Source organism: Burkholderia sp. IDO3 (assembly GCF_003366075.1).
Classification (GTDB): Bacteria; Pseudomonadota; Gammaproteobacteria; order Burkholderiales; family Burkholderiaceae; genus Burkholderia; species Burkholderia anthina.
In genome coordinates, this window is record NZ_CP028963.1 from 863,397 (window position 1) to 885,871 (window position 22,475).

The 22,475-nt window shown below is 68.7% G+C and carries 23 protein-coding genes; 15 read left to right on the forward strand and 8 right to left on the reverse strand.

Features of this window, described 5'->3' with window-relative positions:
- Positions 1-42 precede the first annotated feature (42 nt).
- Genes DCN14_RS18470 through DCN14_RS18490 form a run of 5 tightly spaced genes read left to right on the forward strand, consistent with a single transcriptional unit; the run spans position 43 to position 2,977 of the window.
- Positions 43-558 carry a sigma-70 family RNA polymerase sigma factor gene (locus DCN14_RS18470; RefSeq protein ID WP_096504865.1) on the forward strand — a complete coding sequence of 172 codons (516 nt, stop codon included), beginning with the start codon at positions 43-45 and terminating at the stop codon, positions 556-558.
- Entirely contained in the window at positions 558-1,346 is a 789-nt protein-coding gene (locus tag DCN14_RS18475) for an anti-sigma factor (RefSeq protein WP_096504863.1), read from the forward strand. Before DCN14_RS18470 ends, DCN14_RS18475 begins: the two co-directional genes overlap by 1 nt.
- A 28-nt stretch (positions 1,347-1,374) precedes the next feature.
- Positions 1,375-1,794, forward strand: coding sequence for a quinol oxidase (locus tag DCN14_RS18480; protein WP_096504861.1), 420 nt, complete (start codon positions 1,375-1,377; stop codon positions 1,792-1,794).
- Positions 1,791-2,423, forward strand: coding sequence for a DUF1571 domain-containing protein (locus tag DCN14_RS18485; RefSeq protein ID WP_096504859.1), 633 nt, complete (start codon positions 1,791-1,793; stop codon positions 2,421-2,423). The genes DCN14_RS18480 and DCN14_RS18485 overlap by 4 nt, the downstream gene beginning before the upstream one ends.
- A 38-nt stretch (positions 2,424-2,461) precedes the next feature.
- Positions 2,462-2,977, forward strand: coding sequence for an SRPBCC family protein (locus tag DCN14_RS18490; RefSeq protein ID WP_096504857.1), 516 nt, complete (start codon positions 2,462-2,464; stop codon positions 2,975-2,977).
- Between the two features lie 13 nt (positions 2,978-2,990).
- Here DCN14_RS18490 and DCN14_RS18495 read toward each other — a convergent pair whose 3' ends face one another.
- From DCN14_RS18495 to DCN14_RS18520, 6 genes are all read right to left on the reverse strand, one after another.
- Positions 2,991-4,040: an ABC transporter ATP-binding protein gene (locus tag DCN14_RS18495; RefSeq protein WP_096504855.1), complete on the reverse strand. Its 1,050-nt coding sequence runs from the start codon at positions 4,038-4,040 to the stop codon at positions 2,991-2,993.
- Between the two features lie 31 nt (positions 4,041-4,071).
- On the reverse strand, positions 4,072-5,670 hold the full coding sequence (locus DCN14_RS18500) for an iron ABC transporter permease (protein ID WP_096504853.1): 1,599 nt from the start codon (positions 5,668-5,670) through the stop codon (positions 4,072-4,074).
- A 2-nt stretch (positions 5,671-5,672) separates the two neighbouring features.
- Positions 5,673-6,707 carry an iron ABC transporter substrate-binding protein gene (locus tag DCN14_RS18505; protein WP_096504851.1) on the reverse strand — a complete coding sequence of 345 codons (1,035 nt, stop codon included), beginning with the start codon at positions 6,705-6,707 and terminating at the stop codon, positions 5,673-5,675.
- A gap of 62 nt (positions 6,708-6,769) precedes the next feature.
- The gene (gene efeB, locus DCN14_RS18510; protein ID WP_096504849.1) at positions 6,770-8,068 is read right to left on the reverse strand and encodes an iron uptake transporter deferrochelatase/peroxidase subunit; all 1,299 of its coding nucleotides are present in this window, start codon (positions 8,066-8,068) and stop codon (positions 6,770-6,772) included.
- Positions 8,069-8,079: 11 nt separating this feature from the next.
- Positions 8,080-9,213, reverse strand: a complete 1,134-nt coding sequence (locus DCN14_RS18515; RefSeq protein ID WP_096504847.1) for a hypothetical protein — start codon at positions 9,211-9,213, stop codon at positions 8,080-8,082.
- A 64-nt stretch (positions 9,214-9,277) separates the two neighbouring features.
- Positions 9,278-10,702 (reverse strand): carbohydrate porin, encoded by a 1,425-nt coding sequence (locus DCN14_RS18520; protein ID WP_240327393.1) that lies wholly within the window; start codon positions 10,700-10,702, stop codon positions 9,278-9,280.
- A gap of 723 nt (positions 10,703-11,425) precedes the next feature.
- Here DCN14_RS18520 and DCN14_RS18525 point away from each other — a divergent pair.
- Together DCN14_RS18525 and groL are read left to right on the forward strand one after the other, a co-directional pair.
- Positions 11,426-11,719, forward strand: a complete 294-nt coding sequence (locus DCN14_RS18525) for a co-chaperone GroES (RefSeq protein ID WP_011544732.1) — start codon at positions 11,426-11,428, stop codon at positions 11,717-11,719.
- A 46-nt stretch (positions 11,720-11,765) separates the two neighbouring features.
- Entirely contained in the window at positions 11,766-13,406 is a 1,641-nt protein-coding gene (gene groL / locus DCN14_RS18530; protein ID WP_096504843.1) for a chaperonin GroEL, read from the forward strand.
- Positions 13,407-13,600: 194 nt separating this feature from the next.
- On the opposite strand, the gene DCN14_RS18535 is transcribed toward groL, so the two are convergent.
- Positions 13,601-14,467: a hydroxymethylpyrimidine/phosphomethylpyrimidine kinase gene (locus DCN14_RS18535; RefSeq protein WP_096504841.1), complete on the reverse strand. Its 867-nt coding sequence runs from the start codon at positions 14,465-14,467 to the stop codon at positions 13,601-13,603.
- A gap of 255 nt (positions 14,468-14,722) precedes the next feature.
- On the opposite strand from DCN14_RS18535, the gene DCN14_RS18540 reads away from it, so the two are divergent.
- The 8 genes from DCN14_RS18540 to DCN14_RS18575 all read left to right on the forward strand — a co-directional run bounded on the left by DCN14_RS18540 (position 14,723) and on the right by DCN14_RS18575 (position 21,351).
- Entirely contained in the window at positions 14,723-14,893 is a 171-nt protein-coding gene (locus DCN14_RS18540; RefSeq protein ID WP_004186709.1) for a rubredoxin, read from the forward strand.
- A gap of 104 nt (positions 14,894-14,997) precedes the next feature.
- A complete protein-coding gene (locus DCN14_RS18545) occupies positions 14,998-16,299 on the forward strand; it encodes a hypothetical protein (RefSeq protein ID WP_115531423.1) in 1,302 nt (433 codons plus the stop codon).
- A 182-nt stretch (positions 16,300-16,481) separates the two neighbouring features.
- Entirely contained in the window at positions 16,482-17,060 is a 579-nt protein-coding gene (locus DCN14_RS18550; RefSeq protein WP_034187262.1) for a YqgE/AlgH family protein, read from the forward strand.
- Complete coding sequence (ruvX, locus tag DCN14_RS18555) at positions 17,057-17,506, forward strand: Holliday junction resolvase RuvX (protein WP_096503379.1); 450 nt, start codon at positions 17,057-17,059, stop codon at positions 17,504-17,506. The genes DCN14_RS18550 and ruvX overlap by 4 nt, the downstream gene beginning before the upstream one ends.
- Positions 17,493-18,020 (forward strand): bifunctional pyr operon transcriptional regulator/uracil phosphoribosyltransferase PyrR, encoded by a 528-nt coding sequence (gene pyrR / locus DCN14_RS18560; RefSeq protein WP_096503381.1) that lies wholly within the window; start codon positions 17,493-17,495, stop codon positions 18,018-18,020. The genes ruvX and pyrR overlap by 14 nt, the downstream gene beginning before the upstream one ends.
- Before the next feature lie 74 nt (positions 18,021-18,094).
- Positions 18,095-19,126, forward strand: coding sequence for an aspartate carbamoyltransferase catalytic subunit (locus DCN14_RS18565; protein WP_096503383.1), 1,032 nt, complete (start codon positions 18,095-18,097; stop codon positions 19,124-19,126).
- Positions 19,127-19,187: 61 nt separating this feature from the next.
- Positions 19,188-20,474: a dihydroorotase gene (locus tag DCN14_RS18570; RefSeq protein ID WP_096503385.1), complete on the forward strand. Its 1,287-nt coding sequence runs from the start codon at positions 19,188-19,190 to the stop codon at positions 20,472-20,474.
- 19 nt (positions 20,475-20,493) lie between these two features.
- Complete coding sequence (locus tag DCN14_RS18575) at positions 20,494-21,351, forward strand: lysophospholipid acyltransferase family protein (RefSeq protein ID WP_096503387.1); 858 nt, start codon at positions 20,494-20,496, stop codon at positions 21,349-21,351.
- Between the two features lie 30 nt (positions 21,352-21,381).
- On the opposite strand, the gene DCN14_RS18580 is transcribed toward DCN14_RS18575, so the two are convergent.
- A complete protein-coding gene (locus DCN14_RS18580; RefSeq protein WP_096503389.1) occupies positions 21,382-22,221 on the reverse strand; it encodes a symmetrical bis(5'-nucleosyl)-tetraphosphatase in 840 nt (279 codons plus the stop codon).
- Positions 22,222-22,475 lie beyond the last annotated feature (254 nt).

Sequence of the window (22,475 nt, forward strand, 5' to 3'; positions counted from 1 at the left end):
CGACCGACGGAGTGACGGCGCGGCGACGCGCGAGGCATCCGGATGAGCTACGAATCGGATCTGCTGGTATGGCTGCCGCATCTCACGCGGTATGCGCGCGCGTTGACGGGCGACCGGGCCTGGGCGGACGATCTCGTGCAGGACACGCTCGAGCGCGCGCTGAACCGGCCGCCGCGCGATGGCGGCAACCTGCGCGCGTGGCTGCTGACGCTGCTGCGCCACCGCTTCATCGACCAGTTGCGCGCGCGGCGCGAGTTCGCGGTCGACGATGCGACCGCGCCCTGGCAGACGATGGCTGCACCCGATGACGAGGTCGGCGGCCTGATGTTGCGCGACGTGCAGCGCGCGTTGTACCGGCTGCCGGTCGAGCAGCGCGAGGTGCTGCTGCTGGTCGCGCTCGAGGAATTGAGCTACCGCGACGCAGCACAGGTGCTGGGCGTGCCGGTGGGGACGGTGATGTCGCGGCTGTCGCGGGCGCGCGAACAGATGCGTGCGCTACTGTCCGGCGAGCAGCCCGCGCACCGCGCGGCTGCACTCAGGGTGATCGGGAAGACATGATGGACGACGATCCGCGCAGACCTTCGAACGACCGGGACGACGGCGCCGATGCATCGGCCCAGCTGCTGTCCGCGCTGCTCGACGGCGAGCTGTCCGGGGCGGCGCGCCGCGAGGTGCTCGAGCGGCTGCAGGCCGATCCGCGCGAAGCCGGCCGATTCGCGCATTACGGCGCACAGCGCGATGCGTTGCACGCGCTGTTTCCGTTGCCGGCCGCCGCGCCGGCGCTGTTCGTGCAGCGGCGCGCGTCGCGCCGGCGCGGGGTCGCGTATGCATTCGCGGGGCTGGCGGCCGGGCTGGTGATCGGCATTGCGCTGCATGCGGGCTGGACGGCGTTCGGCGTCCAGCCGGCGTTTGCCGCGCGCGCGGATGCCGCCTATGCCGTATATGCGGTCGATCGCGACCATCCGGTCGAAATCGACGCCCGCGATCCGGCGCGTCTGGGCGGATGGCTGTCCGCGCGTCTCGGCCGGACCGTGCGTGCGCCGTCGCTTGACGAATACGGCTATGCGCTGCTGGGCGGTCGCCTGCTGCCGGGCGACGCGGGGCCGGCCGCGCAACTGATGTATCAGCGTGCGGACGGCGCGCGCGTGACGTTGTACATGACGGCTTACGATGCGCGGCGGCTCGCGCCGCAGGCGATGTCGGCGGATGGCCGCTACACGTATTTCTGGTCGGATCGCGGCATGGGTTATGCGCTGTCCGGCCGAGGCGACGAACGGCGGCTGCGCGCGCTCGCGATCGACGCGTGCGGCGCGCTCGGCGGGCCGACGGATGCATGGAAGGGATGACGCGCGCGGCACCGGCAGGGAGCAAGGCATGAACGCGAAGGCGGCTATGACGTTGGCTGTGGCGGTACTCGCGGCAGGCGTGGGGCTCGCGCGGGCGGACGGCGATGCTCCGGTTCGCGTGCCGGTCGACGCCGATGGCGTGCAGCGGGTGAGCATCGTCGGCGGCAGCTATTTCTTTCGTCCGAACCACGTGATCGTCCGCGCGCACGTGCCGGTCGAACTGACCGTATCGGCCGAACCGGGTCTCGTGCCGCACAGTTTCGAAATCGATGCGCCGCAGGCCGGCATCGCGATGCACACCGAACTGGCCACGACGCCGCGCACCTTCCGCTTCACGCCGACGGCGCCCGGTCGTTTCGCCTACTATTGCATGCATCGGCTGCTGTTCTTGCGCAGCCATCGCGAGCGCGGGATGGAAGGCGTGCTCGACGTCGAGGCGGCGCCATGATCGCCGCATTGCTGGCCGCGAGCCTGATAGGAGCGAGCATGACAGCCGATCCCGTGACCGTCGCGCAGGCGCATTTCGACCACGTCCAGTCGTACCGCGCGACGATTCGCGCGTCGGGGAGAAGCGGCGAGCACACCGAGATTCACTACGCCTACCTGAAACCCGGCTTCGTCCGGATGGATTTCGTGTCGCCGCATCACGGCGCGGTGCTCGCCTACGATCCCGGCGAAGGCAAGGTCCGGCTGCGTCCGTTCGGCGAACACGCACTGCCTGCGCTGACGCTGTCGCCGTCCAATCCGCTCGTGCGCGATCGCAGCGGCCACCGTGTCGACCACTCGGACGTCGGCGCGCTGCTGCGCAACGTCCATGCGCTGCAGCAGGGCGGGGCGACGGTGACCGCGGGCGAGGAAACCGTCGGCGGCCGCACCGCGCTGCGCGTATCGGTGACGGGCGCGCCCGCGCATGCGATCCACGGCGTGCATCGCTACGAGCTGTGGCTCGACATCGAGGACGGCTTCCCGTTGAAGGTCGTCAGTTTCGCGGATGGCGACGGTGAGCCGCTCGAAACCGTGACGCTCGACGACGTCGAGATCGACGTCGCGTTTCCCGCACGCTTTTTCGCGCCCTGATCGCGCTTCATGCACGCGCACGACACGCCGGAGGCGGCATGGCGGAATACCGGTTTTCGACGACGTGGCGCGTGGATGCGCCGCTCGCGGTCGTCTGGGAGGCGATCTACCAGGTCGACCGCTGGCCCGACTGGTGGAAGAGCGCCGTGCGGACCGTCGAGATCGAGCGCGGCGACGCCCGCGGCGTCGGCGCGCTGCAGCGCTATACGTGGAAGGGGGCGTTGCCGTACCGGCTGACCTTCGACATGCGCGTGCTGCGCATCGAGCCGCCGCGCGTGCTCGAAGGCCGCGCGAGCGGCGCGATCGAAGGCGACGGGTGCTGGTCGTTCGGCGCCGACGGCACGCGCACCGTCGTGCGCTACGACTGGCACATCCGCACCCGCGAGCGCTGGATGAACTGGCTGGAGCCGGTTGCGCGCCCGCTGTTCAGATGGAATCACGACGTCGTGATGCGCGAAGGCGCGAAAGGCCTCGCGCGCCGGCTCGGCGCCGAAGTCGAAACGGACGGCCGCACCTTCCGGCCGGCCGCGGGCGCGGACTGCGCCGACGTGTGAGCCGGCGCGCCGGTCAGCGCGCGTAGGCCATCACCGCGCCGTCGACGACGAGCGCGACGCGCGCGCCGACGGCCGGACACCGATGTCCCGGCACGCGCGCACGTACGAGCGTGTCGGCATCGGCATCGAGCCGCACGAGCACGTCGGCGTCCTGCCCGGCGAACTGCGTGGCTTCCACCCGCGCGGCATGACTGCCCGCGGTGCCGGCCTGCGCGGCGGGCACGATGCCGATCTGTTCCGGACGCAGCATCGCGTCGGCCGGCCCGTCGGGCAGCGGCGCGACGAGCGGCAGCTCGCCGAGCACGCAGACGATGCGCCCGTCGCGCACGCGGCCCGCGAGCAGCACGGCCTGCCCGACGAACGACGCGATGTCGCGCGTGACGGGCTGCCGGTACAGCGTCTGCGGCGCGGCGGTCTGCACGAGCCGGCCCTGCCACATCACCGCGACTTCATCGCCGAGCGTCATCGCTTCGGGCTGATCGTGCGTGACGAGCACCGACGTCGCGCCTGCCGCGGCGAGGGCATCGGCGACCGCGCTGCGCGTTTCGTGCCGCAGCGACGTATCGAGTGCGGAGAATGGCTCGTCGAGGATCACGAGCGACGGTTCGGGCGCGAGTGCGCGCGCCAGCGCGACGCGCTGCTGCTGTCCGCCGGACAGTTGTTGCGGCATGCGGCTCGCATACGATGCGGGCAGCCCGACCATCTCGAGCAGTTCGTCGACGCGATGATGACGTCGGCGTGCCGCGCGCGGCAACCCGAACGCGATGTTGTCGGCCACCGACAGATGCGGAAACAGCGCGCCTTCCTGCGGCACGTAGCCGATCCGGCGCTGCTCAGGCGGCAGATGGAGGTCGGGCGCGGCCACGCGCCGGCCGTCGATCTCGACGGTGCCGCGCTCGGCGTGCTCGAAGCCGCACAGCACGCGCAGCAGCGTCGTCTTGCCGCTGCCGGACGGGCCGAGCAGCGCGAGCCGCGAGCCGCGCCGTACCGTGAGGTCGATATCGTGCAGGACGGTATGCGATCCGAACGATTTGGACAGGCCGTGGATGCGTAATTCGCTCATGAGCGGTTCCGGGGGAAAGAGGGCGGTGCGCTCAGTGGCGCACCGACGCGCGGCCGAGCAGCAGGAACAGCAGGCCCGACGCGCCCAGCGACAGCGCGACCAGAAGCGCCGCATACGGCGCCGCGGCCGCGAACGCGAGCGTCGCCGTATCGCTCCACACCTGCGTCGCGAGCGTGCGCGTGCCGATCGGCGACAGCAGCAGCGTCGCGTTCAGCTCCGTCACGACCGAGATGAATACCATCGTCGCGGCGGCGCCGAGGCCCGGCGCCGCGAGCGGCAACACCACGCGCGTGAGCGTCGCGCGCCAGCCGAGACCGAGCGCGCGCGCGGTTTCCTCGAGCCGCACCTGTACGTGCGACAGCGCCGCGCGCACGCTCACGATCGCGAGCGGCAGGAACAGGATCGCGTAGGCGGCGACGAGCGCCGGCGCGCTCTGGTACAGCGGTTGCAGCAGCCGCACGGTGATCGACACGATCGCGAGCGCGACGACGATGCCCGGCACGCCCTGCACGGTCATCGCCGTGCGTTCGAGCAGCGTCGCGACGCGGCCCGGGTGGCGCACCAGCAGGAACGCGAGCGGCAGCGCGAGCAGCGTCGTCACGGCCGCGGCCGTGAGACCGTAGCCGGCCGAGGCGAGCGTGGTCTGCCACAGCAGTTCGGGCGACACGTCGGCCGGCGTGACGGCCGCCGCTCCCTGTTGCGTGAGCCAGTAGCCGATCATCGCGAGCGGCACGCCGAGCGTGGCGAGCGCAACGGCGGCGAACACCGCGGCGACGGGGCCGCGCAGCCTGCCGAGCGGATAGCGCATCGCGACGCGGCGTGCGGCGCGGTGCGTATGGCCGTAGCGTGCCTGGCCGCGCGCGCGCGCCTCGACGGCCAGGCACAGCAGGCACAGCGCGATCAGCACGCAGCCGAGCAGCGATGCGCCGCCACCGTCGAACGCGGTGCGGTATTCCGCGTAGATCTCGGTCGTGAAGGTCCGAAAGCGCAGCAGCTGGAACGCGCCGAACTCGGACAGCACGCCGAGCGCGACGAGCAGCATGCCGCCGCACAGCGCGGGGCGCAGTTGCGGCAGCACGACGCGAAAGAAGGTATGCCACGGCGAGCAGCCGAGCGTGCGCGCGCTTTCCTCGAGCGCGGGATCGAGCTCGCGCAACGCGGCCGCCACCGGCAGGTAGACGAGCGGAAAGTACGCGGACGTCAGCACGAGCAGCGCGCCGGTGAAATCCTGCAGGTCGAGGCTCAGCGACACCCACGCGTAGCTGGTGATGAACGGCGGCACCGCGAGCGGCGCGGCGGCGAGCGCGGCCCACAGCGGCCGAGCGGGCAGGTCGGTGCGCTCGATGAACCACGCGAGCGCCGTGCCGAGCAGCGCGCACGCGAGCGTCGCGGCCAGCGTGATCGACAGCGTGTTGACGAGCAGTTCGCCGACGAGCGGCCGCCACAGCAGCTCGATCGCATCGTCGAAGCCGAAGGTTGCCGCGCGGTACAGCGTGAAGCCGAGCGGCAGCAGGATCGCGAGCGGCCCGCACGCGGCGGCCGCGACGAGCGCACGCGACGGGCGCCGCCGCGTCGCGGTGCGCTCGCCGTCGGGTGTCGCGCGGGCCGTGCCGGACACGGCGTCGCTCATGGTCAGAGGAGACCCGCCTGGCGCAGCAGCTTGCCGGCCTGGCTGTCGTCGCCGAGCTGATCGAACGTCAGCGCCGGCGGGTGCAGGTCATTGAACGGCTTCAGGATCGGATCGGGCGCGACGCCGGGCCGCAGCGGATACTCGAAGCTGATATGACCGTCGGCCATCAGTTTCTGTGCGCGCGCGCTCACCAGATACGCGACGAACTTCTGCGCGTCCGCCGGGTGCTTCGATGCCTTCAGCACCGCGGCGCCCGACACGTTGACGGCCGCACCGACGTCGCCGTTGGCGAAGTGATGGATCGCGCTCTTCGTCGACTTGTCGCCGAGCTCCGCGTGCAGACGTGCCCAGTAGTAATTGTTGATCACGCCGGTCAGGACGCCGCCGCGGTTGACGGCCGCCGTCACGCCTTCGTCGTCGTCGAAGATCTGCGCGTTGGTCTTCAGGCCCTTCAGCCATTGCAGCGTCGCGGCCTCGCCGTGCAGCGCGAGCACGGCGCTCACGACCGGCAGGAAGTCGGCGTCGCTCGGCGCGATGCCGACCTTGCCCTTCCATTCGGGTTTCGCGAGGTCGAGCAGCGATGCGGGCAGTTGCTGCGGCTGGATCTTCGCGGTGTTGTAGACGAGCACGTTCTCGCGCGCGAGCACGCCGACCCAGTTGCCGTCGGCCGGGTTGAAGCGCGCGGGCACCGCTTGCAGCGCGGCGCCGTCGGTCTTCGCGAGCAGGCCCTTGTGATCGAGCAGCACGAGTTCCGGCGAGTTCTCGGTGAAGTACACGTCGGCCGGCGTGCGGTCGCCTTCCGCGACGAGTTGCGCGGCGAGCGCCGGGCCTTCGCCCGAGCGCACCTTCACGGCGATGCCGCTCTCTGCTTCGAAGTCCTTGACGAGCTGGTTGACGACCTGCTCGTGCTGCGCGTTGTACAGCGTGAGCGTGGCCGCGTGCGCGGGCATGGCATGCAGCGCGCCGGTCAGCATGAGCGCGGCGGCGGCCGCGGAGATCAGGTGCCGCAGCGGGCGGTTAACGGGTGAAGTATTCATGTCGTGGTCGTAGGTTGCATCCGGACGGGCCGGCAGGAAATGCGTCGTACGTCGTCGCGCCGTCAGGCTTCGAACAGTGCGGCGCCGATGTAGGAGCCCGGTTGCGCGCCCGGCGGGCACGCGAAGATCGCGCTGCCGACGTGCGTGGTGAACTGGTTCATGATGTCCATCTTCGCGAGCTTCTCGTTGATCGGAATGAAGCCGTGGCGCGGGTCGCGCTGGTGCGCGACGAACATCAGCCCCGCGTCGTACTCGGTCTGCTGACGCCACGGCGGCCAGCGCTCGATGTAGAAGTTCGTGCTGTCGTTGTACGAATACGCGCGGCGCAGGATCTGCGCGCCGTTGTTCAGTTGGGGCGATGCGAGACGCGCGTGCGCGTTGTCCGGGATGACCGAGTTGCCGTCCTTGTCGACCGCGTCGAGATCGAGCGCTTCGAACTCTTCCTTGCCGCCGAGCGGCGCGCCGCTGTACTTCTTGCGGCCGAACACCTGCTCCTGAAAGCCGAGCTCGGTGTTGTCCCAGTGCTCGAGCGTGATGCGGATGCGGCGCACGACCGTGTAGGTGCCGCCGTTCATCCATGCCGGGCCTTCGGCGCCGGCCCACACGAATTTGTCCATCGAGCCCGGATCCTTGCTCGACGGATTCATCGTGCCGTCCTTGAAGCCCATCAGGTTGCGCGGCGTCTCGCCCGGCTTGCCGGACGTGAAGCCGGCCTGGCCCCAGCGCATCTGCACGGTCTTGCCGCCGAGCCGCACGAGCTGACGCACCGCGTGGAACGCGACCTGCGCGTCGTTCGCGCACGCCTGGATGAACAGGTCGCCGCCGGTCTTCTCCGGGATCAGCTGGTCGCCGTTGAAGCGCGGCAGATCGACCAGCGCGGCGGGGCGCTGCTTCTCGAGCCCGTAGCGGTCCTTGCCCGCGAGCGTGAACATGCCGGGCCCGAAGCCGAACGTGATGGTCAGCCGCGACGGGCCGATGCCGAGCGCGTCGCCCGAGTCGGCCGGCGCCGCCTCGTCCGCGCCGTTCGCCGGCAGCGGCTGCGCGGTTTCGCCACGCGCGAGGCGCGCGGCCGCGTCGGTCCACGTCTTCAGCAGCGCGATCACGTCCGCGCGCCGGGTCGTCGCGAGGTCGAGCGCCGCGAAATACGCATTGCGCTGCTGCGGCGTCGCGATGCCGCTCTGGTGCTTGCCGTAGAACGGCTCGATGTCGTCGTCGTGCGCGTGCGGGGACGGCGCGGCCGTCTCGGCCGCGCACGCGGGCGGCATCGCGCCGGCGGCGAGGCTCGCGGCCACCGCCGCGCCGCCGGCCTTCAGGAAGCCGCGGCGCGCGGGGCGCGACGGCGGGTTCAGATCGTCTGCCATGATTCGTTCCGTTACTTCGCGAGCATCAGCGTGTTGACGTCGTCCTGCACGTAATAGAAGCCGTCGCCCTCGGGCGTCATCGCGATCCCGAACAGGTCGCCGTTGCCCGGCGGCGATTGCGCCTTGTCGGTGTCGATCCAGCGCGCGTACAGCTGCTTGCCCGCGACCGGGTCGATTTCGACGACCTGGCCGTTCTGCGCATTGGTGGCGAGCAGGTGGCCGTTCGGCGCGGTCGCGAGCGCGAGCGGGCGGCGCAGGAAGCCGTCGGCCGTGATCTGGCGGCCGACGCCTGCGCTGGTGTCGCGCGTGAGCGGATCGTCGATCTCGACGATCCGGTTGCCGATCGCGTCCGACACGTACAGCTTCTTCTGGTCGTCCGACAGCGCGAGGCCGGTCGGGCCGACCAGGAACACGCCCTTGTCGGCCTGCGCGCCGAGGCCGCTCGCGATCACCGTTTCCTGCTTGATCGCGGGCGGCTTGCCGGCCGGCACGTCGACGTCCAGGCGCAGCACGGTCGCCTGCTTGTAGACGGGCGGGTTGCCGTCCGCGCCGCCGACGCCGAAGCCGGCCATGCTGACGAACAGCGTCGCGCTGTCGCCGCGGTCGACCACGGCCATGTTGCCCCACGGGTCGTTGATGTTCGGGCTCGACCACGTCGACGCGACCTTGCCTTGCGGGTCGAGCACGATCAGGCAGCCGGCGCCCTTGGTGTTGGTCGTGCCGTCGTTGCTCGGCGTGCTGCCGACGATCACCCAGCCGGACTTCAGCATCGTCATCGCGGTCGACAGGCCGATGCCGCCCGGGCATGCCTTCAGGTCGCGCGGGATCGTCGCGAACACGCTCATCTGCTTCGTCGACGGGCGGTAGTCGACGATCGTGCTGCCGGTGCCTTGCAGGTTCGCCGAGTTGTTGAAGTTGTCGACGAGCACGTCGCCCGCCTGGACCGTGCCGGCCGATACCGGCGCGACCGCGATCGCATACGGGTTCTGGTCGCCGTTGTCGGGCACCGTGTTCACGAGCAGCGCGTGGCGATGCAGCGTTTCGAGGAAGCCTTGCGGCTCGGCGAGCGCGCCGGCGGCGGCCGTCAGCGCGGCAGCGGCCAGTGCGCCCGTCGCGAAGCGGCGAAGCAGGGCGGATTGATTCATCTGGGTCTCTCCTGGGAGCGCGCCGCCCGGGCGGCGCGCGAAAAACGGGTGACGTGGGCGGCGTTCAGAACGTGATGGTCGTGCGCGCGCCGAGCACGAACGTGTTGCGCAGCGGCTGGGTCGCATCGTTCGGGTTCTGGCCGGCGCCGGCATTGAACGTGTACTGCGCATCGGCCTGGATCACCCACCACGGGTTCACCTGATACTGGTAGGTGGCCTCGATGGCCGTTTCGCGGGTGCGCACGCCATACGGGCCGGCCGCGGCCATCTGTGCGGCCTGGTCGAGATCCGTCACGTGGCTGCCGACCTGGATGTATGTGACGGCGAGGCCGACGCTGTCGTTGTCGCGGCCGTCGAACGGCCCTTTCAGCACGATGCCCGCGTTGGCCGAGAAGCTCACGAGGTTGCGGTCGCCCGGCGCGCCCATCACGCGTGCGAACACGCCGAGGCTCTTCGCGCCGGTCGGGTCCGGGCGCCAGATCATCTGGTCGGCCACCGCGTAGAAGCTGTAGTCGCCGTGATGCTGCTGCGCGATGCCGTTCGATGCGGTGCTCGCGAGCGACAGCCCGTCGGTGCCGACGTTCTGATCGGCGAAGCGGCCGTTGTGATACCAGACGCCGATCTTGTAGGTGCCCGGCAGCCCGTTCGACTGGCCGGTGTCCATCTCGCCGTCGGCCGGCTGGTTCAGCGCGTACTGCAGCTCGCCGATATAGAGCGTGCCGTTGTGCAGGTTGAAGTTCGTGCCGCTCAGGTTGTTCGGGTTGTTGCCGAGCGGATCGCCGTCGAACACGCCCGCGAGTGCGGTGAGCTTCGGCGTGATCTGGCCGCGCACGCGCACGCCCAGGCCCGCGAGCGGATACGCGGGGCCGCCGTTCGGCAGATCGTACGACGGCAGCGCGGGCCAGCCGAACATCGTGTTGACGAACGTGTTCGCGTACGTGCTGACCATGAATTCCTGGTCGAGGCTCTGCTGACCGATCTTCACGTCGACGCGCTTGTCGAGGAACGACTGCTGGTACCACAGCTCCCAGAGGCGCGTCGTGTCCTGCGCCTCGATGCCGCTCGCGGTGTTGAGCGTGCCGAGGTTGCGCGCGCTCAGGTTGGTGCCGTGGATCTGCAGCGCGCTGACGTTGAAGGTGCCGCCGGGCAGGCCGATCGCCTTCTGCGTGTCGACCGTCAACGTGGCCGTCGTGAGCCCGTCGTACGCGCCGCCGCGATTCAGGCCGCCGCGCAGGTTCGCGAGGTATTCGCTGGTTTCGGTGATCTGCAGCGTCGCGCCGTACTTGCCGAGCCACGGGCGGATGCCGCCCATGTCGCCGAGCAGGTTCTGGCGGGTCCAGATGCCGGTCCACATGTTGGTCGGCTGGGCCTGGATCGAGAGGTCGGCTTCGGGCGCTTCGGGCTGCGCATCGACCGGCGTGTCCGCATAGGCGCCGGCGCAGGCGAACGTCGCTCCGGCGACGAGAACCGCGCAGGCGGCGGGGCGCATCCGGGCGCGGAGGCGGTCTCCATGGCGCGACGCAAAGGTCATATCGAATCCCTGGCTCTAATTAGTGTGGAGTCCTGCTTGTCGGTCGCTGTCCGGACGCTCGGCACCTGTCGGTCGGAGCACGAAAACGAACGCAACGCGGCGCATCGTAGGAGTGTCAAATGAGAAAGTCAATGTAAACGAGAATGATTCTCATCTAAATTACTGAATGTAATGGGAGGCCTTACGGATGGGGCTTCGCGCGTGTTTAGCAACGCGCTAAACCGTAAATATCGGCGTAATGCAATTGATTGGTTCGATGCGGGCCGATGTCGCGGCGAGGAGGGGGCGCGACGGGCCGGCGGCGGGCGCGAGCGAGGGCGTTGCAGTGGACGGAATCGGCGTCCGTGCAGGCTTTGCGACGCGATGTCGCCGGACGCAGGAACTCCGTGCTTACCCGGTGTCCAAACGGGGCTGAACGACTTTCGGGGCGAGCCGCGCGCGCCGATCAGGCCGGTTCGGGTTTCCCATGTTTTTGTTTTAAAAGGGGTTTTCGTTGTGGTTGCGTGCTTTTCCGCCTGCTTTGCCGCGCCGAAAATTCGTTCGGCCTCCCTTCTTGAATTTGTCAAAACCCGTCCATATAATTAGCACTCGCTGCACGAGAGTGCTAACAATTCTCTGCCGGGCGATCCGCCGGGCAGATTCCCTAAGCGTTCTTCAATCTCAGTCAAGAGAGGAGTGAATATGAACCTTCGTCCTTTGCACGATCGCGTGATCGTCAAGCGCCTGGATCAGGAAACCAAGACCGCCTCGGGCATCGTGATCCCCGAAGCTGCTGCTGAAAAGCCGGATCAAGGCGAGATCCTCGCGGTCGGCCCGGGCAAGCGCGACGACAAGGGCGCACCGATCGCGCTCGACGTGAAGGTCGGCGATCGCGTCCTGTTCGGCAAGTACGCTGGTCAGACCGTGAAGGTCGACGGCCAGGAGCTGCTGGTCATGCGCGAAGAAGACATCATGGCCGTGGTCAACGCGAAGTAAGCGTCCACTGACGGTACATATTCCCAAGAATTCAAGGAGTTAGAAGATGGCAGCTAAAGACGTCGTATTCGGCGATTCCGCCCGTTCGAAGATGGTCGAAGGCGTGAACATTCTCGCCAACGCAGTCAAGGTCACGCTGGGTCCGAAGGGCCGCAACGTCGTGCTCGAGCGCAGCTTCGGCGGCCCGACGGTCACCAAGGACGGTGTGTCGGTCGCGAAGGAAATCGAGCTGAAGGACAAGCTCCAGAACATGGGCGCGCAAATGGTCAAGGAAGTGGCTTCCAAGACCAGCGACAACGCAGGCGACGGCACGACGACGGCAACCGTCCTCGCGCAATCGATCGTTCGCGAAGGCATGAAGTACGTCGCATCGGGCATGAACCCGATGGACCTGAAGCGCGGCATCGACAAGGCAGTCGCAGCGGCTGTCGAAGAGCTGAAGAAGATCAGCAAGCCGTGCACGACCAACAAGGAAATCGCACAGGTCGGCTCGATCTCGGCGAACAGCGACTCGTCGATCGGCGATCGCATCGCTGAAGCGATGGACAAGGTCGGCAAGGAAGGCGTGATCACCGTCGAAGACGGCAAGTCGCTCGCCGACGAACTCGACGTCGTCGAAGGCATGCAGTTCGACCGCGGCTACCTGTCGCCGTACTTCATCAACAACCCGGACAAGCAAGTCGCCGTCCTCGACAACCCGTTCGTGCTGCTGCACGACAAGAAGGTGTCGAACATCCGTGATCTGCTGCCGGTGCTCGAGCAAGTCGCGAAGGCTGGCCGTCCGCTGCTGATCATCGCCGAAGACGTCGAAGGCGAAGCGCTCGCAACGCTGGTCGTCAACAACATCCGCGGCATCCTGAAGACCGTTGCGGTCAAGGCGCCGGGCTTCGGCGATCGCCGCAAGGCCATGCTGGAAGACATCGCGATCCTGACCGGCGGTCAAGTCGTCGCGGAAGAAACCGGCCTGACGCTCGAGAAGGCAACGCTGGCAGAACTGGGCCAGGCGAAGCGCATCGAAGTGGGCAAGGAAAACACGACGATCATCGACGGCGCAGGCGAAGCCGTGAACATCGAAGCGCGCGTCAAGCAAGTTCGCACGCAAATCGAAGAAGCGACGTCGGACTACGACCGTGAAAAGCTGCAAGAGCGCGTGGCCAAGCTGGCCGGCGGCGTGGCAGTGATCAAGGTCGGTGCTGCGACCGAAGTCGAAATGAAGGAAAAGAAGGCACGTGTCGAAGACGCACTGCACGCAACGCGCGCAGCTGTGGAAGAAGGCATCGTGGCAGGCGGCGGCGTTGCGCTGATCCGCGCTCGCACCGCGATCGCAGCCCTGACCGGCGCGAACGCCGACCAGAACGCCGGCATCAAGATCGTGCTGCGCGCCATGGAAGAGCCGCTGCGCCAGATCGTCACGAACGGCGGCGAAGAAGCCAGCGTCGTGGTGGCGGCAGTTGCTGCGGGCAAGGGCAACTACGGCTACAACGCAGCAACGGGCGAGTACGTCGACATGGTTGAAGCCGGTGTCGTCGACCCGACCAAGGTCACGCGCACCGCACTGCAGAACGCAGCTTCGGTTGCCGGCCTGCTGCTGACGACGGACGCAGCTGTCGCAGAACTGCCGAAGGAAGACGCACCGATGCCGGGCGGCATGCCGGGCGGCATGGGCGGCATGGGCATGGACATGTAATCGACTTCGGTCGATGGTGTCCGGGGCGCGCAGCGATGCGCGTTCCAGCCAAAAGAAAAGACCCGCAGCGATGCGGGTCTTTTTTTATTTGTCGCGCGCCATTCGCGGCGTGCGCGAAAGAAGGGGCGGATGTGCCGCCCCGACGCGATGGTGGGCTGTGCTTCGACGGCGCGGCGGCATGTGGCCGCCGTGCGTCAATGCCGGTGCGACGTCCTCGGTACCGGATCGGCCTTCACGGCCGGCGGCGTATCCGCGTCGTCGTTGCTGCGGGCCCAGAAGAACCGGTCGGGCAGGTACGCACCCATGCCGGGACGGAACGCGTCGCGCACGGCCTGATACAGGTACTCCTGCGCTTCGCGTACCGCTTCGGGCGGCTCCTGGCCGTTCGCGAGCAGCGCGGCGATCGCCGCGCCCAGCGTGTCGGTGATGCCCATCAGCCGGTGCGGCGAGCGATCCCACATGTCTTCGCGCAGTTGGCCTTCCTCGCCGTACAGCGTGTTGACGAGCCGGTGCGAGCCCGTCTCCGACGACAGGATGTACTCGCAACCCTGCGCGAGCAGGTGCGACACGGCCGCGTCGAGATTCGGCGCTTCGGCATCGCCGTCCGGCTGCGCGAGCGCGATCAGCGTCGCGTAATCGGCAACGAGCAGCGTCGTCTGCGGCGCGAGCAGGTCGGCGATCGATTCGCGCAGGTCGTCGGCGGCGAGCACGTGCTCGTCGTCGAGCGTGAAGTCCGGCGCGAGCACGAGCGGCACGCCGTCGTAATCGGCGACCACTTCCGCGATCGCGCTCACGACTTCCGCGCGCGTCGCCGCGCCGATCTTGAATGCGGCGACCGGCATGTCCTCGAGCAGCATGCGCGCCTGGGCGGCGACGACATCGGGATCGAGGCCGGTCACTTCGTCGCAGGCAGCCGAGTCGCGCACGGTATAGCCCGTCAGGACGGACACGCCGTGGCAGCCCATGCTCGCCAGGGTCATCAGATCGGCTTGGAGGCCGGAGCCGCCGGTGGGATCGGACAGGCCGAAGGTGAGGACGATCGGAGGGGCGTTGCTGGACATGTAAAAATGGGGCAAGAAAAAAACGGGGAAGCGACGGAGGTGCGGACGGCGAGGCGAAATGGGCCATTTCGGGCCCTGTGTTGCCCGGCAGGCCGCACTTTGCAGCCATTATGCGGCGGAATCCGGCCCGCACGACGGATTTTTTAGCGCAGCGCAACGTAGTTGCCGTACTCCAGTGCGATTGCTAGGCAGTCCGGCCCCGACACGGTACCATCATGGCTCCCGAATTTACCGACTTTCCCGACGCGGCTTAAGATGGAATACAAGAGCTGGATGTGCCTGATTTGTGGCTGGATTTATGACGAAGAAGCGGGGCTGCCCGAAGAGGGCATCGCCCCGGGCACGCGCTGGGAAGACGTCCCGATCAACTGGACGTGTCCCGAGTGCGGCGCTCGCAAGGAAGACTTCGAGATGGTCCAGATCTGACCGGACCCTTGGCCCACGGACACACCGCTCCGGCCTCGCGGTTGCCCGGCGCTCGCGCGCCGTGGCCGGCGCGAGCGACTTGACGATGACAGGCGCGCGTGTCCATGACGGCCGACCCGGCGAACGTTCCCCATCCTGATGCACTGCCCAACCCTCGCGGCGGGGCGGTGCGCGCGGCCGACGCGTCACTCGCGGCGGCCGCCGACGCATTTGCGCGTCGCGACGACGCGGTAGCGCCGCTTGCGGCCGCCGCGGCGGTGCTCGCGGAGGCCGGCTGGCTGCCGGCCGCCCGGTTCGCGGGGCAGTTGTCGGCCGCCGCGCCGCTGGTCGTCACCGAGCCGACGTCTGCCGTCTGGCGCATCGCGCTCGACGATTTCCGCGCGGCCGTCGCGCGTCACAATCTGCGCGAGCTGGCCTGCTCGCCGGTTCTCTTCGAACATTTCCGCGCGTTGCGTGCGCAAAGCGCGGCGGATCTGCGCGCCAGCGCGCCGCTCGACGCGCTCGCGCTCGTCGGGCGCGCGGTGCCGCCGGCGACGCTGCGCGCGTTGCCCGATACCTTCGCGAGTCGCGCCCGCGCCCGCTACGAACAAGCGCTGCTCGCCGTGCTGCGCACGCCGCAGGGCACGCCGGACGCGGCGCTCGACGAACTCGATGCGACCCTGACCGCGCTGGCCGACGGCGTGCCGTACGACTTCTGGCGGCTGGCCGCCGCGTGCCTGCGCGCGCTGCGCGCCAGCGGCGCCCCCGAACTGAAACGTTTTCTCGCGCGGACCAACCTGCTGCTCGGCGAGCACGCGCAAGGCCGGCGCAGTGCGCCGCCCGCGCTCGTGCGCGAGACGCTTGCGCTGCTGTGGCGCGATTTCGCGTTGTTCGGCGCGGCCGCCGAGGATGTCGCGCTCGTCGACGTGCTGCACGACTACGGGCTGACGGTGGACTGGCACGTCGCCGGCACGCCGGCATCCGAGGCGTTGTGGGAAGCCGATGCCGCGCGCGCCGAGCATGACGCGGTCGCGGCGGCGCCGACCCGCACGCTCGGTGTCGTGACCGTCAACGCGCATGCCTATGAGGATTTCCTGCAGACGGCCGATGCGTCGATGGCCGATCTCGCGGCCGCGCCGGCCGGGGCCGATGCGGGCGCCGCATGGCGCGCATCGGCCGCCGCCTATCGGGTCGGGACGGCCGCATGCGCGCTCGGGCTCGGCCACGCGGCGCTGCTGGCCGATACGCTCGGGCTCGCGTGGCGCCGCGCCGCGCACGGCGTGCCGCTCGCCGACGGCGGGCTCGACGCGCACGCCCGCGCGTCCGACATGCTGCGCGCCGCGCTGCTGAAGATCGCGGCGGGCGTCGCGCCGCCGGACCTGACCGCGGCGTCCGGCGCGCTCGGCGCGGCGCTCGACCGGGCCTGACCCGCAACGGGGCGCCTGCACGGCGGCGGCCCTTGTCGCGCGGGCCGGCAACACGCTGCCGACAGCACCCGCGCGCGTGTTAGAGTGCCGTGTGATCCGCGCGCGTCGTTGCCAGCGTCGCGCGGCGTTGCTTGTTGATCGCGGCCCGGTCAGGTCGCGGCGTCTTTGCTAAAATTCAAACCATGTCAAAGCCTTCCGATCGCATCAATCTCACCAACCAGTTCCTGATCGCCATGCCGAACATGGCGGATCCGACGTTTTCGGGAACGGTGGTCTATCTTTGCGATCACAGCGAGCGCGGTGCGCTCGGCCTCGTCATCAATCGTCCCACCGACATCGATCTCGAATCGCTGTTCAACCGCATCGACCTGAAGCTCGACATCGAGCCGCTGCTGCACATTCCCGTGTACTTCGGCGGCCCGGTCCAGACCGAGCGCGGCTTCGTGCTGCACGAGCCGGTCGAGGGCGCGAACTACAACTCGTCGATGTCGGTCGACGGCGGGCTCGAGATGACGACGTCGAAGGACGTGCTCGAGGCGGTCGCGACGGGCACCGGCCCGAAACGTTTCCTGCTGACGCTCGGCCATGCGGGCTGGGGGGCAGGGCAACTCGAGGAAGAGATTTCCCGCAACGGCTGGCTGACCGTGGCCGCCGATCCCCGCATCGTGTTCGACACGCCGGCCGAGGAGCGCTTCGAAGCCGCGCTCGGCCTGCTCGGCGTCAGCTCGTCGATGCTGTCCGGCGAAGCAGGGCACGCATGAGTGGCGCGAGCGCGCGCGATGCGACGCTCCTGGCGTTCGACTACGGCGAGAAACGGATCGGCGTCGCGATCGGCAATGCGCTGACGCGCTCGGCCCGGGCGCTCGTCGTGATTCCCAACCTGAATCGTGAGCACCGCTTCAACGCGGTCGGCGAACTGCTGGCCGAATGGCGGCCGGACGCGCTCGTCGTCGGGCTGCCGATGCATCCGGACGGCACGCCGCACGAGATGACGCAGCAGGCCAAGCGCTTCGGCAACCAGCTGAACGGCCGTTTCGGGCTGCCCGTCACGTGGGTCGACGAGCGCTATTCGTCGGTCGAGGCCGAGGCCGGGCTGCGCGAGCGCAACGTGCGCGGCCGCGCGCGGGCCGAGATCCTCGATGCGGAAGCCGCGCGCGTCATCCTTCAACAGTATCTCGATCAATTGTCCGACCATGAGCACCATTGATGCCGACGCGCTTTATCGCGTCCTGCTCGACCAGATCCGCGGCGCATACGGCACGGCCTTCGCCGAACCGGGCGGCCCGCGCCTCGCCGGCATTTACAGCGGCGGCGCATGGCTCGCCGAGCGCCTCGCGCGCGATCTCGGCGCGCCGGCGTTCGGCGTCGTGAACGTCGCGCTGCATCGCGACGACTACGCGAAGAAGGGGCTGCACAGCCAGGCGAGTCCGACGGCGCTGCCGTTCGAGGTCGACGGTGCGCGCATCGTGCTCGTCGACGACGTGCTGTACACCGGCCGCACGGTGCGCGCCGCGCTCAACGAGCTATTCGACTACGGCCGCCCGGCCGCGGTCGAGCTGGCGGTGCTCGCCGATCGCGGCGGCCGCGAGCTGCCGGTTGCCGCGCGCTTCGCGGGCGGCACGCTCGACGTGCCGGCCGATGCGACGCTCGTGCTCGCGCGCGACGAAGCCGCGCAGCTCACGCTGCATATCGAGGCCCACAGCGAGGCGCGCGGCGCCTGAGCGAATCGCGAAACCGTATCCCGGGCCGCCGGTTCACGCCGCGGCCCGTTTGCATAGTTGGAATCACGCACACCATGACCACCGACACCACTGGCCGCACCGGCAATCCCGCGACGGCCGCGAGCCCCGAGCGGTTCCGCTACGGTTTCCTGAAGGGCAACCCGCAGCTCACGAAAAACGGCGAGCTGAAACACCTGCTGTCGATCGAGGGGCTGCCGCGCTCGATCGTCAACCATATTCTCGATACGGCCGAGCAGTTCGTCAGCGTGACGGACCGCGAGGTGAAGAAGGTGCCGCTGTTGCGCGGCAAGTCGGTGTTCAACCTGTTCTTCGAGAACTCGACGCGCACGCGCACGACCTTCGAGATCGCCGCGACGCGCTTGTCGGCCGACGTGCTGAACCTGAACATCAATGCGTCGTCGACGAGCAAGGGCGAGTCGCTGCTCGACACGATCAACAACTTGTCGGCGATGCATGCCGACCTGTTCGTCGTGCGTCACGCGTCGAGCGGCGCACCGTACCTGATCGCCGAGCACTGCGCGCCGCACGTGCACGTGATCAACGCCGGCGACGGCCGCCATGCGCACCCGACGCAGGGCCTGCTCGACATGTACACGATCCGCCACTACAAGCGCGACTTCACGAAGCTGCGCGTGGCGATCGTCGGCGACATCCTGCATTCGCGCGTCGCGCGCTCGGACATCCACGCGCTCACCACGCTCGGCGTGCCGGAAGTGCGTGCGATCGGCCCGCGCACGCTGCTGCCGGGCGGTCTCGAGCAGATGGGCGTGAAGGTGTTCCACAACCTCGACGAAGGGCTGAAGGGCGTCGACGTGATCATCATGCTGCGCCTGCAGAACGAGCGGATGAGCGGCGCGCTGCTGCCGTCCGCGCAGGAGTATTTCAAGACCTGGGGCCTGACGCCCGAGCGCCTCGCGCTCGCCGCGCCCGACGCGATCGTGATGCACCCGGGCCCGATGAACCGCGGCGTCGAGATCGATTCGCAGGTCGCCGACGGCCCGCAATCGGTGATCCTCAACCAGGTCACGTTCGGCATTGCCGTGCGGATGGCGGTGATGGGCATCGTCGCCGGCAACAGCGACTGAGCCCGCTTTCGCGCATCCTTGTTCAGGCATTCAACGCAATCAACGCAATCACAGACAGCGCATGAAGATTCATATCCAAGGCGGCACGCTGATCGACCCGGTCGCCGGCACCGAACGGCAGGCCGACGTATTCGTCGCGGACGGCAAGATCGCCGCGCTCGCGGCGGCCGGTACGGCGCCGGCCGGTTTCAACGCGGACAAGACGATCGACGCGGCGGGGCTGATCGTCGCCCCCGGCCTCGTCGACCTGTGCGCGCGGCTGCGCGAGCCGGGCTACGAGCACAAGGCGACGCTCGCGTCCGAGATGGCCGCGGCCGTCGCGGGCGGCGTCACGACCCTCGTGTGCCCGCCGGACACCGACCCCGTGCTCGACGAGCCGGGCCTCGTCGAAATGCTCAAGTTCCGCGCGCGCAACCTGCACCAGGCGAACGTGCATCCGCTCGGCGCGCTTACCGTCGGCCTCAAGGGCGAGGTGATCACCGAGATGGTCGCGCTGACCGAATCGGGCTGCGTCGGCTTCACGCATGCGAACGTGCCGGTGCGCGACACGCAGGTGCTGCTGCGCGCGCTGCAGTACGCGAGCACCTACGGCTACACGACGTGGCTGCGTCCGCTCGACGCGTTCATCGGCCGCGGCGGCGTTGCCGCGAGCGGCGCGCTCGCGTCGCGGCTCGGGCTGTCCGGCGTGCCGGTCGCCGCCGAGACGATCGCGCTGCACACCATCTTCGAACTGATGCGCGTGACGGGCGCGCGCGTGCACCTCGCACGCCTGTCGTCGGCGGCCGGTCTCGCGCTCGTGCGCGAGGCGAAGGCCGAGGGGCTGCCCGTGACGTGCGACGTCGGCGTGAATCACCTGCATCTGATCGACGTCGATATCGGCTACTTCGATTCGCAGTTCCGGCTCGACCCGCCGCTGCGCAGCGAGCGCGATCGCGAAGCGATCCGCGCGGCGCTCGCCGACGGCACGATCGATGCGATCTGCTCCGATCACACGCCGGTCGACGACGACGAGAAGCTGCTGCCGTTCGCCGAAGCGACGCCCGGCGCAACGGGCCTCGAACTGCTGCTGTCGCTTACCGTGAAGTGGGCCGACGAAACCGGCACGCCGCTCGCGCAGGCGCTGCGCCGCATCACGGCCGCACCGGCCGACGTGCTGCAGTTGCCGGCCGGCCGTCTCGCCGAAGGCAGCGTGGCCGACCTGTGCGTGTTCGACCCGCGCGCGCACTGGCGCGTGGAGCCGCGCGCGCTGAAGAGCCAGGGCCACAACTCGCCGTTCCTCGGCTACGAGCTGCCCGGCTGCGTGCGTGCGACGCTCGTGGCGGGGCAGGTCGCGTTCGAGCGCCACTGAACCACGCCGGATCTTCGCCATGATCGCTCTTCGCAAGCTGCGACTCGTTGTTCACCTGCTGCGCGGCATGGCGACCGTCGCGCTGTGCTTTTCGCGCGTGACGCCCGCGCGGCGCGCCGAGATGACGCGTCGCTGGTCGGTCAGGATGTTGCGGATCTGCGGGATGCGCATCGTCGTCCACAACGACGGTGCGCGGCTCGATGCGAGCGCGCTCGTGGTCGGCAATCACGTGTCGTGGCTCGATATCTACGCGATCAATGCGTGGCGGCCGACGCCGTTCGTGTCGAAGGCGGAGGTGCGGCAGTGGCCGGTCGTCGGCTGGCTCGCCGAGAAGCTCGATACCGTGTTCCTGCAGCGTGAAAAGCGCACCGAAGCGATGCGGATCATGCACGAGATGGCCGAGCGCCTGCGCAACGGCGGCTTGATGTGCGTGTTCCCGGAGGGCACGACGTCGGACGGGCAGGCGCTGCTGCCGTTCCATGCGAACCTGTTCCAGTCGGCTGTGTCGGCCGGCTGCGCGGTGCAGCCGGTCTGCCTGATGTACGAGGACGCGCAGCAGCGGCAGTCGGTCGCGCCGGCCTATACGGGCGACCTGTCGCTCGGGAAGTCGCTCGACATGGTGTTGCGCGGCGGCCCGCTGATCGTGCATCTGTACGTGTGCGATCCGATTCCGCCGGGCGGCGATCGCCGCACCACGTCCGCCGCCGCGCGCGACGCGATCGCGGCCGCGCTCGAGACGTTGCAGGCGAAGGTCGGCAAGCCGTCGCCCGAGTCGCTCGCGGAGCTGGAGGCGCATGCCTATCCGGCGACTGAAGTCGGCGCCGGTGCGTCGCACGACGCGGCGACCGACGAACCGGTGCCGGGGCGCGAGAGCTGAAGCGTCGTTGCGCAGCGCGAGCTGCGCGGGCTACTCGCCGCCCGGCGAGCGGCACGCTTCGCACTGCACCTGCGTGACCGTACGCTGTGCCGGATCGGCCGTCAGTCGCACGGCCGACAACTGATTCCCCCATACGCATCCCGAATCCAGCGCGACGACATTGTCGCGCAGCATCAGGCCGAGTGCGGCCCAGTGGCCGAACACGACCGTCACGTCCTGCGTGCGGCGACCGGGTACGTCGAACCACGGCAGGTAGCCGGGCGGCGCGCTGTCGGGGCCGCCATTCGCCTTGAACTCCATCGCACCGTCCGGCGTGCAGAACCGCAAGCGCGTGAATGCGTTGAACGCGACGCGCATCCGGTCGCGCTTCTTCAGATCCGGGCTCCATCGATTCGGCTCGTTGCCGTATAGCTGCCGCAGCGTGTCGCGCCAGTCGGGCGCGCGCAGTGCACGCTGCAGTTCGTCCGCGAGTTCGAGCGCGAGCGTGGCGTCCCATTGCGGCAGCACGCCTGCATGGACCATCAGCATTGCGTGTTCGAAGTGCGCGAACGGACGATGACGAACCCAGTCGAGCAGCGCGTCGGCATCGGGTGCGTCGAGGATCTCGCCGATGGTATCGCCCGGGCGTTCGGTACGAATGCCTGCGGATACCGCGAGCAGATGGAGATCGTGATTGCCGAGCACGACGGTCGCGCGCGGGCCTAGGTCGACGAGCGCGCGCAGTGCGGCGAGCGAGCCCGGTCCGCGGTTGACGATGTCGCCCGCGATCCAGAAAGGCGTATCGGCCGGGGCTGAAAGCTCTTCGAGCAGCGACTGGAAAGCAGAATGACAGCCTTGAATGTCGCCAATGGCGATGGGGGTGCGGGTCATGAGCGGAAAGTTGTTACAAAACCTATTGCCGAGTGAAAAGCGGGCATGGCGGCAGGGCAGCCGTATGTGCCGTCGTCTGACAGTTTAACCTATTGATTTGGCAAGAAGTTTTGATGGGTCTTCGGGTTCGGAGCACTGTTTCAAGTTGTTAGCGGCATGGCTTTTGCGCAATGCCGCTTCCTATAATCGACGCTTCCTTAACAAAATTAGCATTTCATGACTTTGGCGATCTCGGTGAACAGTTAGAATTCCCG